The 18,063-nt window shown below is 33.1% G+C and carries 20 protein-coding genes; 16 read left to right on the top strand and 4 right to left on the bottom strand.

Features of this window, described 5'->3' with window-relative positions:
• The 16 genes from hemE to ACRBBL_RS07205 all read left to right on the top strand — a co-directional run.
• A partial coding sequence (gene hemE / locus ACRBBL_RS07280) for a uroporphyrinogen decarboxylase (protein WP_431368366.1) occupies positions 1–903 on the top strand: 903 nt, incomplete at its 5' end.
• A 309-nt stretch (positions 904–1,212) separates the two neighbouring features.
• Positions 1,213–2,217, top strand: a complete 1,005-nt coding sequence (locus ACRBBL_RS07275) for a hypothetical protein (RefSeq protein ID WP_431368365.1) — start codon at positions 1,213–1,215, stop codon at positions 2,215–2,217.
• Between the two features lie 52 nt (positions 2,218–2,269).
• Positions 2,270–2,794: a GNAT family N-acetyltransferase gene (locus tag ACRBBL_RS07270; RefSeq protein ID WP_431368364.1), complete on the top strand. Its 525-nt coding sequence runs from the start codon at positions 2,270–2,272 to the stop codon at positions 2,792–2,794.
• Between the two features lie 35 nt (positions 2,795–2,829).
• Entirely contained in the window at positions 2,830–3,360 is a 531-nt protein-coding gene (locus ACRBBL_RS07265; protein WP_431368363.1) for a GNAT family N-acetyltransferase, read from the top strand.
• Between the two features lie 32 nt (positions 3,361–3,392).
• Positions 3,393–4,217, top strand: coding sequence for a hypothetical protein (locus tag ACRBBL_RS07260; RefSeq protein ID WP_431368362.1), 825 nt, complete (start codon positions 3,393–3,395; stop codon positions 4,215–4,217).
• Positions 4,218–4,236: 19 nt separating this feature from the next.
• Entirely contained in the window at positions 4,237–4,980 is a 744-nt protein-coding gene (locus ACRBBL_RS07255) for an EI24 domain-containing protein (protein WP_431368361.1), read from the top strand.
• A 178-nt stretch (positions 4,981–5,158) separates the two neighbouring features.
• Positions 5,159–5,335 (top strand): hypothetical protein, encoded by a 177-nt coding sequence (locus ACRBBL_RS07250; RefSeq protein WP_431368360.1) that lies wholly within the window; start codon positions 5,159–5,161, stop codon positions 5,333–5,335.
• Positions 5,336–5,496: 161 nt separating this feature from the next.
• The gene (locus tag ACRBBL_RS07245; protein ID WP_431368359.1) at positions 5,497–5,691 is read left to right on the top strand and encodes a hypothetical protein; all 195 of its coding nucleotides are present in this window, start codon (positions 5,497–5,499) and stop codon (positions 5,689–5,691) included.
• Between the two features lie 134 nt (positions 5,692–5,825).
• The gene (gene hemF / locus ACRBBL_RS07240) at positions 5,826–6,728 is read left to right on the top strand and encodes an oxygen-dependent coproporphyrinogen oxidase (RefSeq protein WP_431368358.1); all 903 of its coding nucleotides are present in this window, start codon (positions 5,826–5,828) and stop codon (positions 6,726–6,728) included.
• Entirely contained in the window at positions 6,719–7,516 is a 798-nt protein-coding gene (locus tag ACRBBL_RS07235; protein ID WP_431368357.1) for a site-2 protease family protein, read from the top strand. Before hemF ends, ACRBBL_RS07235 begins: the two co-directional genes overlap by 10 nt.
• 6 nt (positions 7,517–7,522) lie before the next feature.
• Positions 7,523–8,569, top strand: coding sequence for a DUF4421 family protein (locus tag ACRBBL_RS07230; protein WP_431368356.1), 1,047 nt, complete (start codon positions 7,523–7,525; stop codon positions 8,567–8,569).
• 39 nt (positions 8,570–8,608) lie between these two features.
• A complete protein-coding gene (locus ACRBBL_RS07225) occupies positions 8,609–9,040 on the top strand; it encodes a PaaI family thioesterase (RefSeq protein ID WP_431368355.1) in 432 nt (143 codons plus the stop codon).
• Between the two features lie 16 nt (positions 9,041–9,056).
• Entirely contained in the window at positions 9,057–9,461 is a 405-nt protein-coding gene (locus tag ACRBBL_RS07220; RefSeq protein WP_431368354.1) for a hypothetical protein, read from the top strand.
• 270 nt (positions 9,462–9,731) lie between these two features.
• The gene (locus ACRBBL_RS07215) at positions 9,732–11,024 is read left to right on the top strand and encodes an AAA family ATPase (protein WP_431368353.1); all 1,293 of its coding nucleotides are present in this window, start codon (positions 9,732–9,734) and stop codon (positions 11,022–11,024) included.
• A complete protein-coding gene (locus tag ACRBBL_RS07210; RefSeq protein WP_431368352.1) occupies positions 11,024–12,250 on the top strand; it encodes a tetratricopeptide repeat protein in 1,227 nt (408 codons plus the stop codon). The genes ACRBBL_RS07215 and ACRBBL_RS07210 overlap by 1 nt, the downstream gene beginning before the upstream one ends.
• Positions 12,251–12,402: 152 nt before the next feature.
• Positions 12,403–12,852 carry a helix-turn-helix domain-containing protein gene (locus ACRBBL_RS07205; RefSeq protein WP_431368351.1) on the top strand — a complete coding sequence of 150 codons (450 nt, stop codon included), beginning with the start codon at positions 12,403–12,405 and terminating at the stop codon, positions 12,850–12,852.
• A gap of 2 nt (positions 12,853–12,854) precedes the next feature.
• On the opposite strand, the gene ACRBBL_RS07200 is transcribed toward ACRBBL_RS07205, so the two are convergent.
• From ACRBBL_RS07200 to ACRBBL_RS07185, 4 genes are all read right to left on the bottom strand, one after another.
• A complete protein-coding gene (locus ACRBBL_RS07200; RefSeq protein WP_431368350.1) occupies positions 12,855–13,610 on the bottom strand; it encodes a choice-of-anchor D domain-containing protein in 756 nt (251 codons plus the stop codon).
• Positions 13,611–13,719: 109 nt separating this feature from the next.
• Positions 13,720–14,322: a hypothetical protein gene (locus ACRBBL_RS07195; RefSeq protein WP_431368349.1), complete on the bottom strand. Its 603-nt coding sequence runs from the start codon at positions 14,320–14,322 to the stop codon at positions 13,720–13,722.
• A gap of 27 nt (positions 14,323–14,349) precedes the next feature.
• Entirely contained in the window at positions 14,350–15,291 is a 942-nt protein-coding gene (locus ACRBBL_RS07190) for a hypothetical protein (protein ID WP_431368348.1), read from the bottom strand.
• Between the two features lie 97 nt (positions 15,292–15,388).
• Complete coding sequence (locus ACRBBL_RS07185) at positions 15,389–18,043, bottom strand: DEAD/DEAH box helicase family protein (RefSeq protein WP_431368347.1); 2,655 nt, start codon at positions 18,041–18,043, stop codon at positions 15,389–15,391.
• Positions 18,044–18,063 lie beyond the last annotated feature (20 nt).

Here is an 18,063-nt window from a genome sequence, read left to right as displayed (position 1 = left end):
TACGACTTCTTTACACGTTGTCAAACTCCTGAACTAGCAAGTGAAATTACAGTACAACCAATTCGTCGTTACGGAATGGATGCTGCAATTCTATTTTCAGACATTCTTGTCATTCCGCAAGCAATGAACATTGAAGTACAAATGAAGCCTGATTTTGGTCCTTATTTACCAAATCCTGTGCGTACTCAAAAAGATGTAGACAATGTAATCGTTCCCGATCCTGAAGTTTTAGATTATGTATACAAAGCCATCAAAGCAACGAAAGAGTTACTAAACGACGAAATTCCGTTGATTGGTTTTGCAGGTTCACCATGGACAATTCTTTGCTATTGTGTACAAGGTCAAGGAAGTAAAAACTTTGACAAAGCGAAGAAATTCTGCTTTACAAATCCAGTAGCAGCACATCAATTATTGCAAAAAATCACAGATACGACCATTGCGTACTTAAAAGAAAAAGTAAAAGCTGGAGTAAATGCGTTACAAGTATTCGATTCTTGGGGCGGCATGTTATCTCCAACGGATTATCAAGAATTTTCTTGGCAATACATCAACCAAATTATTGAAGCATTGAAAGACGATGCTCCAGTAATTGCCTACGGAAAAGGGTGTTGGTTCGCTTTCCAAGAAATGGCACAATCCAATGCTGCTGCTTTAGGAGTTGACTGGACATGTTCTGCAAGAAACGCACGCTACCTAACAGGTGGAAACATTACGCTTCAAGGAAACTTTGATCCTACTCGTTTATATTCGCCACCAGCGGAAATCAAAAAAATGGTGCATCAAATGATTAATGAATTCGGAAAAGACAAATACATTGTCAACTTAGGTCACGGAATTCTTCCAGACATTCCATTAGACAATGCAAAAGCCTTTATTGATGCTGTAAAAGAATATAAAGGATAATATATAATTTGGGCGTTTCCCCAAAAGTAGACTTCGACTCCGCTCAGTCTACTTTTGTGGTCGGGCTTTCGGCAGTCGCTCTCACAACTCTGAAATAAACGAGTTCACTGAGCGGAGTCGAAGTGAGGAGCTCCAACAAAGCCTCAATCCCTAACGCGAAGTTTCAAAGAAAATAAAGTACAAAAGATAATCCGTTGTTTGCGAAAGTGAACAACGGATTTTTTAATTTTCAAAAAATCATAATAAATCTGGTACTCCGAAAATTAACCATACAACTAATCTTATAAAATTTCGTTAGTATAGTTAACGATGAAAAAGTATATAATTCTCATATTAATAACGCTAATTTCAGTAAATGGATATTGTCAATATAGCAAAGTCACTTTTGAAACCGATTCAACAGAAGTAAAATTGGTCAAAAACTCCGAATATAGAATATGGGAAGAAACTTATAAGAACAAAGACTCTGTATTTTATAGTGTTCGGTATATAAAAGACACTACCAAAATCCATACAGAAGGCTGGTTTAATAAGAAAGAACAATATTTAGGAAAATGGTCTGAACATAAAATAGATGGAACTTGGCTCTACACAATTGACTACACAAATCATAGTTGGAAATATAACAAAGAAGAATTCAAGTATCAACCATTCAAAGATGCAATAAAAACCAAAGCAGATACAATACTGCAAGGTATATTTGGAAAAGAATTCTTTGACAATAATATTGCCTTCAACTTTGATGGACATTCATACATTGGAAAGTGGGAAACGTTCGATACAGGGACGTTTTGGATGCAAGATAAATATTTAGATGATTGGACTAAACCTGTACATCAAAAACCAAATTCATTTGTAATTGCGTATGCTATCAAATTATCAGAACATGAATTATACACCGACCTACTACACCTAGATTTGGATTCCGTTGGGAATTTGAAAGGAAAGTCGCTTGTTTTAGAAAAAATGAATACTTTTAAAAAGAAAAAATTCACTATCACCAAAGAAAAAGCGATTCAAATTTGTAGGCAAGACACATTAAAAGAATCTGACTCCGATTATAAAACATATTTAAAGTTTGGCTATAGAAAAAACACTCCATTTACAGGAAAATTCTATTATGAAGTTGTGCAACAATATGATGAACTGGTTGATAAAAATTGCAAAGACGATTGTAAAATAATCAAATTCTTTAATGTTTGGCGATTTGACCCTTGGACTTCCAAATTACTATTTAGAAAACACATGAAACGAATATTTAAATTGCATCGAGGATGCTTAACAAGTACTGGTTTTATTGAAGTAAAAGAGTAAAGTTGTATCTAAATTTTTATTTTACAATCAATTTTGCACTACATTTACAAGAATGCAAACACCATTTTCCATAGCACTTTTAGAACAAAAAGACACAACTCCGCTTTTCGAATTAATTCAGGCGAATGCCAAACGATTGCATCAATATTTTCCTATTACAACTAAAGAAATAAGTTCGTTAATTGCTGCTGAAAATTATATCAATAGAAAAATACGCGAAGTTGCCGCAAAGGAAAATTATACGTTTAAGGTTGTTGAAAAGACGACACAATTACTAATTGGTTTGGTAACCATAAAAAAGATTGATTGGCAAACAAAAGAATGCGAACTCGCCTATTTTATTGATGTCGCTTACGAAGGAAAAGGAATTACCTCAGCTGGAATGTCACTACTTATCGCCTATTGCAAAGAAGAATTGCAACTCGAAAAAGCCATTCTTAGAATTGGAGAAGACAACCCTGGAAGTCTTCGCATCGCAGAAAAACACAACTTTATATTAATTAAACGTGTCAAAGATGGACATAAAGATTTTCATGGAAATATCATGGACGTTTTGCATTTTGAACGTATTTTGTAATTTTTACACTTCATACAATCAGAAATCATAAAATAATGAAACTATCAGTAAGAGAATTTAAAGTATCGGACATTGAAAGTATAGTAGACTATTTTTTTTATGCTGAAAAGGATTTTCTTAAAGGAATGGGAGCTGAAAAGAACAAATTACCGAAACGGGAAAAGTGGATACAAAGTCTTCAAACGGAATTAGCGAAACCGTACAACGAAAAAGGGTATTATTATATCATTTGGTTATTGGACAATACGCCTATTGGACATTCAAATGTGAATCATATATCGTTTGGAGAATCTGCCACTATGCATTTACATTTGTGGAAAAGTGAAAAACGAAAAAGTGGATTGGGACTCAAGTTCTTAAAAATGACAATTCCTCTTTATTTTGAAAAATTCGAATTAAAAAAGTTGATATGTGAACCATATTCCGAGAATATTGCTCCAAATAAGACTATGAAAAAAATTGGTTTTAACTTTATTCGAACGTACGAAACAATTCCTGGTATGATTAATTTTCAACAAAAAGTCAATCGTTATGAACTGACAAGAGAACAATTGAATAACATATAAAATATACAAACTAACATTATTATAGATGCTGCATGCAAATTGATACCATTAAAAATATAAAATTTGATAAGAGAATCATCAACTATTTGTCGGTTATAAAACCTGCTGCTACATCTATACTATTATCACCAACAAAGACGAATCTTAAAGATATCATACGATACACTATGATGGATTTAGCATTCAAAGAAGTACTTTCAATAAAACACAAAAACATCAAGCTCAACCCAAATGATGCTTACTCAAGAAAACGTGCTATTGTTGAAACTGGGGGAAAATTTTCCAACTATCAAAAAAGTGATTATGAAAAACTCTTTTTGTCAATTATTGATACAGAAAGTTATTTTCAACTTCACTCCTATTTGTCTGTAATTTATAAAGAGACACCTTTAGATAATCGTATGAAAAGAAAGGTTCTCAAAGAAAATAAAATTTTAAACTTATACTCTATAGCATTTGCATTTGATTCTTTTGGTGTATTCAAATTAAACAGAAACGGTAAAAAAATCCGAAATGAAATACAACGTTATTTTGTAACAATTGAACAAAATTTGGAACAAATCATTGAAGATTCGCCAGAACAAGCATTACATTTAGTATCTTTTTTGAAAGGAAATTTTTTCTTGTTAAAAAATATTTCTGTCGAAGTATTAGAAAAATTAAACACACTAATTCGACTTCATAAAACGGAAATAAAAGACGAATACTTTAATTTGTTTGATATCTTTGAGTTTTCTGAGATATTTATTAACGACATTTCAGAAGAAATCATTGCCCTTTTAAAAGGTATTGAGAGAAAACACAATAGAGGAAAAGGAAGTACGGACAATGTGTACGATCCTATAGATGTTTTCTGATTAATTGTACATTTAAACCATGATAAAAGAAGTTTTCAACGGAATTCAAGACTACTTTACAGCATACAGATTGCTGAACGAACTCAACCTATGGAAATATTTTAAAATTCCTATTGTCATTAGTTTTCTATTAGGAATTACAGTGATTTTCTCTTCTTGGAGTTTTTCAGATGATGTAGGTAATTATATTTCTAGTATTTGGGGATTTTCCTGGGGAAAACAAACGGTAATTGCCATTAGTAATTTTATTGGTGGTTTAATTGTTTTTGCCTTTGGAGTTGTAATTTTTAAACATGCACTCATGATTATTGCTGCGCCATTTATGAGTCCGATTTCAGAAAAAATAGAGCATCATATATACGGAATTGTCAAAAGACCAAAATCTGGTTTAAAAGCAAAAGCATCTGCATTTTCGAGAAGTATTCAACTCAGTTTACGCAACTTTGTTGTAGAAATACTGTGGATTATTCCGTTTTTCATCTTTAGTTTCATTCCTGTTATTGGTTTTATTTTCTTAATTCTTATCTTCTTAGTACAAGCTTATTATGCAGGGTTTGGGAACATGGATTACACCTTAGAACGCTATTTTCCATACAAAAGAAGCCTTCAATATGTCCGAAATCATCGCGGAATTGCTATTGGTAACGGTATTGTATTCATGGTTATCTTACTCATTCCTATTGTTGGAATTTTAATTGTACTGCCATTATCTGCTGTAGCGGGAACTATTACTACTTTAAGAGAATTGCACACAAAAAAGTAAAAAGTCATTTTCTCCTTTTTTATAATGCAACAAGAATTTTTCTTTACGAATTCTTGAAATTTTGAAGGTTTCAAATTCATGAAACCATTCATTTAAAAAACTCATTTTCTATACTTTAGTGTAACGCATCGCCTATTGCTTTTAGTTACTTTTCACACTTAACTAAAACATAGATACTATGAAAAAAAGTAGAGCAAAATTAGCAATCAGTAAAAAAACGGTTGCTTCACTAGAGAACATCTTTGGCGGACGTGGTTCTGTAACTTCGTACAGTTGTCCAGGCGATCAATGTCCAACAGATGCAAAAACTTGTGCCGAAAACGGTCCGTGTGAAGTCAGTATTGGACATCAGTAAAACTCAACCTTAGAAGTCAACAAGATATTCTAAAGATTGTGCCAATTTAAAATTGGTATCTGTTTAAACTTCACCGGAAACGGATTTTACAAAAAAGAAGAAGTCAGCAATGGCTTCTTTTTTTACTTCAAACAAAGAATCAAATCATTAAAAACAAAACAATGAAAAAAAGCAAAACAAGATTAAGTCTAGGAAAAAACACAATCGTTTCTTTAGAAGAAAAAGTTCAAAAAATGATTATTGGTGGTTTTGAATCTCCACAAGCACCAACTGACAGCTGTCCTGGCGCTGCTTGTCCAAGTGAAAGAAATAGCTGCAACTTATCATGTAATGGGTATCCAAAATGTCACAACTAAGAACATGTTAAAAATGTAGTTTACGAAAAAGGAGTCAGCAATGACTTCTTTTTTGTTTTCAGCAATTTGTACTATTTCTAATATAAAAAGTACCTTTGTAATGCATAAAAGCAATCGATTATAAATCAAAAATAATGAAAGACCTTTTTCTAAACTATATTCATCAATTACAAGATACGATTACCTCAACAATAGAAGAAATTGATGGAGAAGCAACATTTCAAGAAGACTTATGGAAACGCCCAGAAGGTGGCGGCGGACGTACACGTGTAATTGAAAATGGAGCTATTTTTGAAAAAGGCGGTGTAAATATTTCAGCAGTTCATGGCGAGCTTCCAGAAGCATTGCGTAAAAACTTCAATGTAGAACAAGGTGATTTTTTTGCTTGCGGATTGAGTTTGGTATTACACCCAAAAAATCCATTCATTCCAACAGTTCATGCCAATTGGCGCTATTTTGAAATGTATGATGCAGATGGAAATATTGTCACACAATGGTTTGGCGGTGGACAAGATTTGACGCCTTATTATTTGTTTGAAGAAGATGCAACACATTTTCACAGCATTTGTAAAGAAGCCTGCGACAAACACCATCCAGAATTTTACCCAAAACACAAAAAAACTTGCGATAACTATTTTTGGAATGCACACCGAAATGAAGCACGTGGCGTTGGCGGATTGTTCTTTGACTATTTAAAAGAAACGGACGAATTCTCGATGCAAGATCGTTTTAACTTTGTGACGGAAGTCGGAAATAGTTTTCTAAATAGTTATGTACCAATTGTAGAGCGTCGCAAACATATTGAATACACACAAACACATAAAGATTGGCAAGAAGTACGCCGCGGACGTTATGTAGAATTCAACTTAGTACACGATCGCGGAACATTGTTTGGACTCAAAACCAACGGACGTATTGAAAGTATTTTAATGAGTTTGCCTCCAACAGTACAATGGAAATACAATCACCATCCAGAAGAAGGAAGCGAAGAAGCAAAGTTAATTGAGGTATTAAAAAATCCGAAAGCATGGATTTAAATACAGCCGCTATATATTTCGGAATTTCTGCAGTAATTGCAATGTTTTTATTTAACATATTTCATTGCGCCCTAGCAAATGTTTTTGGTGTTCGTATTGAAAAATTTAGCTTATTAACGACTTTTGGAAATACATATCTTATAAAATTTAAACGTAATCATACACAATATAATTTAGGTTGGATTCCAACGGGTAGCTATATAAAAATATCAGGAATGATTGATGAAAGGTTTGATACCAGCGAACCTTTAAAAATTGAAGATTACATGTTACTTTCTAAGCCACCTATAGTTCGTATTATTTGTACGTTTTGTGCACCAGCACTATTAGTAGTTCCATTTTTAATTAGTGCTTTTTTTATTGTTTCTGACGGTTCGATAAATGAAGGTTTTCAAATACTCATTGAAGTAATTAATAATATTTATCAATACATTTCTGGTACAATTGATAGTGTACAAACAGAAACCAATTGGAATACAATTACGAATACAGCCAACATATTCCCTATTATTTTATGCCTATTAACGCTTTTCATGGCAATTAGCTCTACCATCTCAGCAATCATTAGTAACATTGCTATACAAACTGTAAATGCATTAATGCTTCTAAATGTAGTTTTCCTGTTGTGTTACGTCTATATCTTATACAAATTAGGAGCACTGTATTTTTCAAAATATGATTTTACTGATGGATTGATTGATTTCTTAAAATTTTTAGTACCTGTTTATATATTCAGTTTAGCAATCATCCTTTTAATCAAAGTTTTGCCAAAGAATAAGTATATTTAACGAACTATGAAATCGTTTCTTTTAATTTGTATAAGCTTATGTATGGTATTCAGCATGAATGCACAAACTTCTGATGCTGCTGAAACAAAAGATACAATTGTTTCCAAAAACAAATACTTCGATACACTAAAGGGGAAAATTAGCGTTCGCGCCAACTTTAGCAGTGATGTAAAATCGTATAGGATACAAGACACTGAATCTTCATTAATTCTCACTCAAAATAATAGCTACAGGACATCGTTTACTTTTGATTATCGCTTTTTTGGAGTTACACTTGGATTCAGTCCAAAATTTTTACCCGGAAATGATGACGAAAATCTAAAAGGAGAAACAGAACTCAGCGGAATTGGATTTCAATTTTACTTCAACAAATGGTTGCAACGCGTGAGTTACGAACGCATTAAAGGTTTTTATGTGGAAAATACGGGCGATTTTGTAGAAGATTGGCGCGAAGGTATTGATCCATATTTACAACTTTCAGGATTGCGAACTACAACCTATGCAGGAAACACAGCGTATAAATTCAATGATAACTTCTCCTATCCTGCAATTAGTGGTTACATTCACTGGCAGCAAAAATCTGTTGGAAGTTTTATTCCTTCGTTAGATTATAATTACATCAACATAGAATTAAAAGATACAGGCGATTTTACCGAAATTAAATCGAATGAGTTCAATATAACGCTTACACCTTCCTATTTCTATACGTTTGTGTATAAAAAAAATTGGTTTCTATCTTTAGAAGCTTCCCCAGGAATTGGAATCAATTTTGCCAAAGAAACTGATGTTGATTTGGTTCAGAATACGAGTACAACTGAGAATAATAGTTTTCTATATTACACCTACGATTCTGCTGCAATTTTAGGGTACAACTCCAGTTCATTTTATGGTGGTGCGCGTTATAATGTAAAGAATCTATCTAATTTTGATAAATCAGAAGAAAACCTTTTACAAACAGATAACTTCTTTGAGTTCTTTATTGGATATCGTTTTGATGCACCAAAATTTATAAAAAAATCATTCGATTGGGTTGAAGAAAAAACTGGGTTATAACTATAACAACTGCTTCAAAAAATTCACTAATTTTAAACCATGGAACACTACCGAAAGTTAGAACGTATGTATTTGTCTGCAAATATGAATACGCAGATATATCAAACCACTGAAATGACTGTTGACGACGAAACTGCAACGATTTCAATGACAATCGATTCCAAGTATTTTCATGCGCTTGGCGCGATTCACGGTTCGGTATATTTCAAACTTTTGGACGATGCAGCTTTTTTCGCAGTAAACTCTATTGTAAAAGATGCGTTTGTTTTGACCACTTCTTTCAATATCAACATTACACGACCTATAAGCGAAGGAAAAATTACAGCGACAGGAAAGCTTAAATTCAAATCGCGTAGTCTTTTTGTTGCCGAAAGTAGTTTGGTTGATGAAAAAGGCAGAGAAATTGCCTTTGGAACTGGAAATTTTGCCAAAAGTAGAATTCCGTTAACGGAAGATATTGGGTACATATAAACAACAGTAACACTTTTTGAAAAAAATAATTTTCATACTCATCTTTAGCCTATTGGCAAATGTTGTCGTTTCACAAGAAATTCACAAAAAATATCAATACAAAAGTAAAAAAACCAGGAACTCAACTGGTTGGAACATTACAGATCTAGACAGCTTAGTACTTTACAAAAATGGTACTTTTCATCGTACTCGACTTTTTAAATTTGTCAAAACATTCTACTTAGAATTAAAAGGAGAATGGAAAGTTAAAAACGATACAATTTATTTAAATATTCGGCATAAGAAAGAAAACAAATCCGATACAAAATGGACAAAAATGAATTCGTATCTATATTATGTAACAAAAAAGCGAAAACTAAAACCAATAAACGGATTGGAGTTTCGCGCAACACATTACTTGAAACTTCTCAAAAATAAATAAATCAAGTTTTACTAATTCAATGACTTTTCTTAAAAACTATCGTATTTTTAAATACCTTTAAAGTTGAATACTGAAGAAGTTGATTTTGAACTCGTTTAAACTTTTTGAGTTTAAGCGAAAATTAGCAGTTTTAAGTACTGTTGAAAGCTTTTCTGAGTTTCATAGCAGCGTTACGGAACGAAAAAAAGATAAATACAGGGCAGAAAACAGCAATTTTTTAGCAAATAAAAAAGTTTAAATGAGCTCATTATCTAAAGAAAAATTAAACGAATGTTAGAAAGTTTATTAGAAGCCTTACAATTTTCCCCTAATAATATTCCGCTCAAACTACAAATTGCAAAACTATACATGCAACAAGGAAGTTTTGAAGAAGCAGAGCAGCAACTCATCCAAGTAATCAATTTGGATGGAAACCATTTAGAAGCCAAATACGAATTGGCAAGTTGTTTTTATAAGCAGCAAAAAATTACGGCTGCGGAAGTATTGCTCGAAGAAATTATTAAGGTACATGCAGAAAAGAAATATCTAGAGTTATTGTGTTACTGTCAAATTAATCAAGAAAATTACAGTGATGCGCAAGAAACCTATAAAGAATTAATTGAGATTGATCCAAGTTATCAGAATGAAGATTTTGACAATGTTTTAAAAGTAAATACGACTCGCGAGCCCGATTTTATCGACGAAGATGGTTTGTCATTTCTAAAAAAACCAACAACCAATTTTGCAAGTATTGGTGGTATGGACGATATTAAAAAGGAGATTGATTTAAAAATCATCAAGCCTTTAGAACATAGAGATTTATACAAAGCCTATGGCAAAAAAATTGGTGGTGGAATTCTATTATACGGTCCGCCAGGATGTGGAAAAACACATATTGCACGGGCAACGGCAGGAGAAATCAACGCGAATTTTATCAGTGTTGGAATCAATGATATTTTAGACATGTGGATTGGGAATTCGGAGAAAAACTTGCACGAAATCTTTGAAATTGCTCGAAAAAATACGCCTTGTGTCATTTTTATAGATGAAATTGATGCGCTTGGCGCGAATAGAAACGACGTCAATAAAACTTCGGGAAGAACCGTAATTAATCAATTTTTGGCAGAATTGGACGGAATTGACGCAGATAACGATGGAATTCTAGTACTTGGCGCTACAAACGCACCGTGGCATTTAGACCCTGCATTTCGTCGCCCAGGACGTTTTGATCGTATCATATTTGTCTCGCCACCAGATGTAGAAGCAAAAGCGGCTATTTATAACATTCATCTCAAAGAAAAACCAACGGAAACTATTGATTATATGGCGTTGGCAAGAGCTTCAAAAGAATTTTCGGGTGCCGATATTCAAGCAGCAATCGATGTTGCTATTGAACGCAAATTAGAAGCTTCTTTCAAAGATGGCATTCCAAAACCATTGAGTACAAAAGATATTTTAAAAGCTATAAAAAAGATAAAACCAAGTACCAAAGAATGGTTTGTATCTTCTAAAAATTATGCTTTGTATGCAAACGACAGCGGATTGTACGATGATATTTTAGCCTATTTAAACATAAAGAAATAATGCAGTCAAAAAACCATTTAAGAGGCGTACAACTGTTCGAATTAGGTCGTTTTCAAGAGGCAATCACCTATTTGAGTGATGCTGTTTCAGAAAGTGTGTACAATTATGCGAGCAAATACTATTTGGCACTGTGTTTCTTTAATGTAAGTGATTATGGAAAATCATCTCAAATGATTGATGAATTGCTCCAAGAAACACCAAACGAAGGCAATTTATTCTTTTTAAAAGCGCAAATTGCATCGCGTTTAGATAAACTACAAGATGCGATTAGTTTGGTGAATCAAAGTATTGAACTCGATCCGTATCAAGCAGATTATTTTGGTTTTAAAGGCGCGTTATTAATGGACAAAAAGAAGTTTGAAGAAGCCTTACATTTTGTCAACGAAGGTTTGCAACTCGATCCTAAAAATTCAGCCTGTTTAAATATTCGTGCGCGTTTATTAACCAAGCTCAATCGCAAAGAAGAAGCCAATCAAACTGTAGAGCATATTTTATATGACAATGCCGAAGACGATTATGCGCATGCCAATGTTGGCTGGGTTTCACTAGAAAGTGGCGATACTAAAAAAGCATTGCATCATTTCAAACAAGCTTTGCAACTCAATCCAAACATGCAATACGCACGCGAAGGCATGGCAACTGCTATAAAATCAAAGAACTTATTGTACAAATGGTATTTAAAATATGCCTTTTGGATGAGCAAACAATCGTCTCGAAATCAATGGTTTTTTATTATTGGACTCTATTTTGCATATCGATTAGGCGTGAAAGTGTTGGAAGCATCAGACTTAACCTTTTTAATCATTCCGTTAGTCATAGTGTATTTAGTTTTTGTCCTTGGCGGATGGATTATGGAATCCTTATCCAACACCATTTTACTAGGCGATTCGTATGGAAAATATCTGCTTACAGACAATGAAAAATACAGTGGTTACGCTTTTGGCGGATTGACCTTAGCAGGAATTTTGGGCGTTATTGCATTTTTTACATTTAACGATCCGTTGTATATGTTATGGGGATTTACCTGTTTCTGCGCCATATTACCATTACCAGGGTCTTTTTTACGAAGTTCTAAAAGAACACGCATGATCGGACTTTGCTACGGAATTGCCATGCTTTGTGTTGGATTTTTAGGAATGTTATTCACTAATGATATCATGCTCGTAGGCGGAATTGTCTTAGGAATGATGGTCGTATATACATGGTTGTTTAATTTTATTTCTTAAAGAATAGAACAATCAAATTTCTAACAATTAACTCTTTTACACCTGTTGTCACATTGCTGTCGCATCCATGTCATGTCAGTGTCTAGTTGGTTTCAAACAAAAGAAAAGGTAACATGTATCTTTGTTCAACAAATAGAATTAAAAGCAACATAATGAACACAATTAACGTAAGAGAGATTAAAAAAATGAGGTTGGAACGTCATTGGTCGCAAGAGCAACTTGCAGAAATGAGCGGATTAAGTATTCGAACAATTCAACGAATTGAAAATGGAGGAAATGCAGGTTTGGAATCATTAAAATCTTTGGCTGCCGTTTTTGAAATCAATATTATAGATTCTGACAAGAAAGAAGAAATAGAACAAATTAGAAAAGAAGAAGAATATATTCAAAACTTAAAAGGATTTTATAAACTTCTTGCTATTGCCGCTTTAAGTTTGGTGGTTCCTGTTTTTGTTGCAATTAATGATTCCAATTGGAGCTTTTTCTTATGGATGTTATTTTCTTGGGCAGTACTATTAGGTATTTATTCCTTAAACGTTTTTGACTTCTTTGGGGAAGCATGGAAAAAGAAAATGATTGCTAAGAAATTCAAAAAGAAATAGTTTTAAATAACAATCTTCTTCACCACCTTAGAAGTGGCTGTTTCAATACTTAAAAAATACACGCCATTGCTGGAAGAAGAAAAATTCAACTCGTGATCATTAACCGTATTTTCTATCTTTTTTGTTTGAATCAATTTGCCTGAAACATCAAATACACGAATATTTTTAATAGAAATACTATTTTCAGTGTGAACTGTTACCGTATTTGAAGTTGCATCTTGAAATACTTTTATTTGTTTATCAATAGCCGTAGCTTCTTCAATACTCATGGTCGTACTCGCCACAGCTTTAATTGCAAAAGAATATGTACGTGATATGTTATAAATAAAAGTATCTATTTCTATAACTGCTTCATATGTGCGTTCGTTATCTGGTGTAAAGGTAATTTCAAAAGAACTCTGACTAGAACCTCCGTAGGCAACCATCGTAGTACTATCAGGAGATAATGTTACTGAGAAATGAGCCGAATCGGCACCCACAATACGAATAACAGGAGTACCTGTTAATACCACATCATCCATTCCTTCATTTCCAATTAAATATGTTTTTGTAATTGAATTTGACAGTGTTGTCGTTCCAAAATCTGTATTGTCTGCGGCTTGCGGATCCATATCGCCTGAAAAAATTCGCACACCATTTCCACTCATCTCCAATGATCCTAATGGTGGTGGAATACGATCTGGATTTGTAGTTTCTTGACTAAATGCAAATGTGAAATTTATAAGTATACAAAAAATGAAGAGTGACTTTTTTAACATTGGTGGTTGGTTGGTTTTAATGTTTGGTAAGTAGCAAAAGTACTGCTTTTTGAACATAAAAAATAATACTTTTACACTCTTACTAAGATTTTTTTATCAATTGATTTTCTCAATACTTCTTAACTAAAACATAGCCATTCAGCGTCAGTGCATTTTCTAAAAACAATTTAATTTCAGCAAACAGGTTTCGTAGTTCTTCTGTTTTTCCATGTAGTTGTTGAATTTTATAGACACCTTCATCAAGCATATTTTCATAATCATATAATTTATACAGGTTTTCAAAAGAAACTGAATCAAAAAGATCTTTCTTCTTATGCAAAATAGCTACATCCCAATATAGTAAATCAAACCCTTGTCCAGATTGGCAAGTCGCATGTTTAATTCCATCGTAAAAAAAAGGAGTTGCATCTTTAAAATGCCTTACTGAATTTTCTCTTTTAGCAAATAAATAATCAAAGACTTGAAATGTTCTATTGGTATCAAGATAAAATTTAGCATCAAACGTACTTTCAGGATAATACTTCAGTACATCTTGTGCATCATTTTTAAATTCAATCCAATCTGGATGTCCAAAATCTGTAAAATTATTTTTTAGAGCATTTGAAAGTGAAAAAACGGCATCACAATATTCAGAATCTCGGTTTTGCGCAGCTTTTTTTAAAATATATTCTACTTCTTTTGGTACTGCTAACAAACACAAGTCAATTGCCATTATTGATACATTTTAAGAGTACTAAAACTATTTTTTAGTCTTATCCACTAAGATGAACAAACCAGCTTCAGCTTCTTTTCCATAAATAGCTACAGCTGCCTTTTCTTCAAAATATAAGAAATCCTTGTTTTCTAAATTGCAACTATTTTTCTCTCCACGTTGTGCATTTACAAAGTCCTTATAACTAACTCTTTCATTGTTTTGAATCACTACTGGATTTTTTTTAGTGTAATGACCAATTCCACCAAGAATATAAACCATTGCTTCTGCTTTTATGATATAATCAGAAGTAACTTCTTTTTTGGATAAAATATAATCTTCTGTACTATATAAACGTAGATTTCTTTTACCATCTTCAGTCGTAACTGGATCATACGAAACTCTAATCACATTATCATCATCAATCAGTTCTGCTGGAATTTCCATAGAAAATGTGCCGTCTTCTAAACTATGCGCCGTAAACATTTTTTGAACCGTTACTAACGTAATTTTAGCATTTGCTATTAGTATTCCGTTTTCTTCAGATTTGACTATTCCTTTAAAAGTGACAAAACTTGCTGGCGCCGTTGCTTTTGGTCTTGATATTTTCTCTTTACTGTTTAATTTTGAATTTGAATTTGTGGTTTTTACAAATTCAGTAGGTGCTTTTTCATTTTGTGCACACGAAGTCGTACTAACTGCCATTGTAGAAGCTAATACTATACTTGCAGCAATATTGGAATATGGTAACTTATATTTTTTCTGAATTTCCAAATCAATTAATGGCGTTTCTAATTGCTGTTTGGTCAATCGCGCACAAATTTCTCCTTTTGTATTTTTGATTTTTTCTGAAATTTCTAACTGAGATAACTGCGTGAAATCAATGACGTTTTTGGAACATGTATCACAGAAACTCCCTTTTTCATTCGGTTTCATGTTGTCCCATTGTTCGCTACATGCTTTGTTTAGTTTTAGAAATTTACTTTTCATGATCGGTTTGGTTTTAATGTTAGAAATAAAAGTTTTCACTTTTATAAACTTAAAAATGTGGTATTAATTGTAATGAATCACCTCAAAAACAATACCATCATTTCCAAATCACTTCTTCTTTGGTTGTATTTTTAAAAACATTGGTCACATGAAACAAACGTGCTTTTATCAACAATTTTCTTCCTGTAACCGTTCTTGTAAAGTGTAAATGTGCACCAGTTACATACCTTCTCCAATTCCCAAGAAAAATTTCAGCATCTTCTTTTTTACCTCCAAAAATTGCAGGTACAGCATAATAGTTTTGTAATTCCGTTACTTCTCTAAATAAGCTTGATTTTTCAAGCAAATAACGTGGGTTTTCAATTGGGTTTAAAATTTCTTCCATCGCTTTTACAAATAATGCACTTTCTACACGCGTAGCACCGTGAATATTACAAATTGATGCTCCATCAGGTAATTCTTCTGCTGTTATAGCAACCTCTGAAAGATCTGTTGAGAAATATCCTAATGCATCTAGCGAATGTAAAACTGCTTTCCCAATGTTGTCAATATATTTATATACAAATCGCGATTGCGAATAAATACTGATTTTCTTAAAAATCTTATACCCTAAAACCATTCCTAAAATTCCTATGAGACTATATAAAGAGTATAAGAAACCAGAAGAAAGTGTGGCCAAAACTTTGTGTATATAGATCTCCGATACAGCCACCAAAGCCACCATTGAAACTTCTGCAGAAATGTAACGTGTCATTTCACGATGATACATTTGTTTTCTTTTAGTTTCTAATTTCGGTTGCTCGGTAAAATACTGAATTTCGGTAGTTAATGAGTTTCCTTTTTCAATCGCAGTTTCCCAGTTACTTTTAATAACTTTTCTGTTTGCTGCACGTTCAAAAGTGCGCATATTTACATTTTGAATGATTTCTTCATCATAAGTCATTGGCAATGCCAAACGACCAATTCCAGTGGTTATGTAAAGTGGATCTGTGTTTGAAACACCTACAAAAGCATGAAAACGTCTTTGCAGTTTTGCAAAATCATCTCCACCATCATCTGTTGTTGGATCGATACAAGCTAAATGCCAAATGTTACTAATCTTGTTTGGATTTCCTTGTTGTGAACGAATTGCTCTTCCACGCATTTGATTGGAAGAAACATACGAACCTACAAACGAAGCTAATACCAAACTATTGATGGCTGGCGAATCCCAACCTTCACCCAATAATGATTTAGTACCAATCAATACATTGATATGTCCCAGTTCAAAAAGTTTTGTAATATCGGCTACTAAACCAGATTTTACTTTTGTATTAATCTTAATATTTACATACTTATCATCGCAATGTAACGATGAATATGAATAGCTTTTATCAGGATGAAATCTATCTAAAATTGGCAAGCAATCTTTTGGAATAATTACCATAGTTCCTGAAAGTACTCCGATAGCATCCACGCGCTTTAAAGAAGTTCGTAAGTGTTGAAAAATTGGCAATACACCTAACTGATTTACCGCATCAATATCTGTAAATTTTAAAAACTCTTTCCGAATATAATCGGTTAAAATCACCGCGCGCAATTCTGTATCTAAATTTCGATATTCTTGTTGAATGATCTCTACGATACTTTGTAATTTACTCGGACTGTTTGCCAAAGTTTTGTACAATTGTTCATCACCAAAAATACGCACACGTTTCTTTTGAAGCATTCCATTACGTCTCAAACGGTTTTCTAATTTTTGCAGATATGCTTCATGTTGAACTAATTGTTCTCGATCGGCAAACAATATATTTTGCAATAGAATTTCTACCCAATCGTAATTCAATTTTGGCAAACTTACCTTTTGATTCTTTTTAAAACCTAAGACTTCAAATATATACGGGTTTATTTCGCTGTCAATAGATTTTAAAAAGATTAAAATACTCGAAAGGTACCTTGGTTCTTTGTAAATTTCTTCCAGATTTTCATCCGTACTCGATAAAAAACGATGCGTTTCTAGTAAAAAAAGAAACTGTTCATCATCTTCCAATTTTTCTACAAAATCAGCTACTTTCTCACGATATTCCACAATCGATTCTACTTGTTCTTCCGTTGGTGAAGAAAAGTGAATATAATCTTGATGCGGACATAAATCGCCTTCTTTTACCAAATCGGGCACAGCAATTTCTTCATCAATTGGACCGCATAATTCAAAATAACGTGACAATTCTTGATCTGTACTATCAATTGGCGGTGTGGCTGTCAACGCAATTGTTGTCAACTTTCGATCTTCTTTCAAGGCGAACAAACATTTCCACCATTCATTTTTTAAATGATGTGCTTCATCCAGCACAATAGCTTCAATTCCGTAGTTTTCAAAATGTGCTAAAAATTCCGCTTTCGTTTCAAACGATTTGTAAAACGCATGCAATGATTGATAGGTTGTAAAGGTAAGTAAAGCTGGTTTTTTTAAATCAAAAGAAAATTCCGCAAAAGCGTTATCATCCGTAAAAAAAGACAACAAACGATCTTTCCATTGATTCCGAATCGTCAACGTTGGTGCAAATACAATCGTTTTCTTTTGCACTCTGCGTAGCATTTCCAAACCAAGAATCGTTTTTCCAGAACCTGGCGGCGCAACCACATGCAAATGATTGTCATTTAAATGCGTATTAAAATGATCTAGGAACTTCTCTTGATAATTTCGCCAAGTCAACTGAAATCGTAATAATTCAAATGGCGTGTTTGATATGACTTTCGGTGTTTTATTCATTATATTTGCAGGGAATTCAT

Origin of the sequence: Kordia sp., assembly GCF_050633145.1 — a bacterium.
GTDB lineage: Bacteria > Bacteroidota > Bacteroidia > Flavobacteriales > Flavobacteriaceae > Kordia.
The sequence above is the reverse complement of the archived record's forward strand: the minus strand, read 5'-3'. Positions and strand labels throughout refer to the sequence as shown.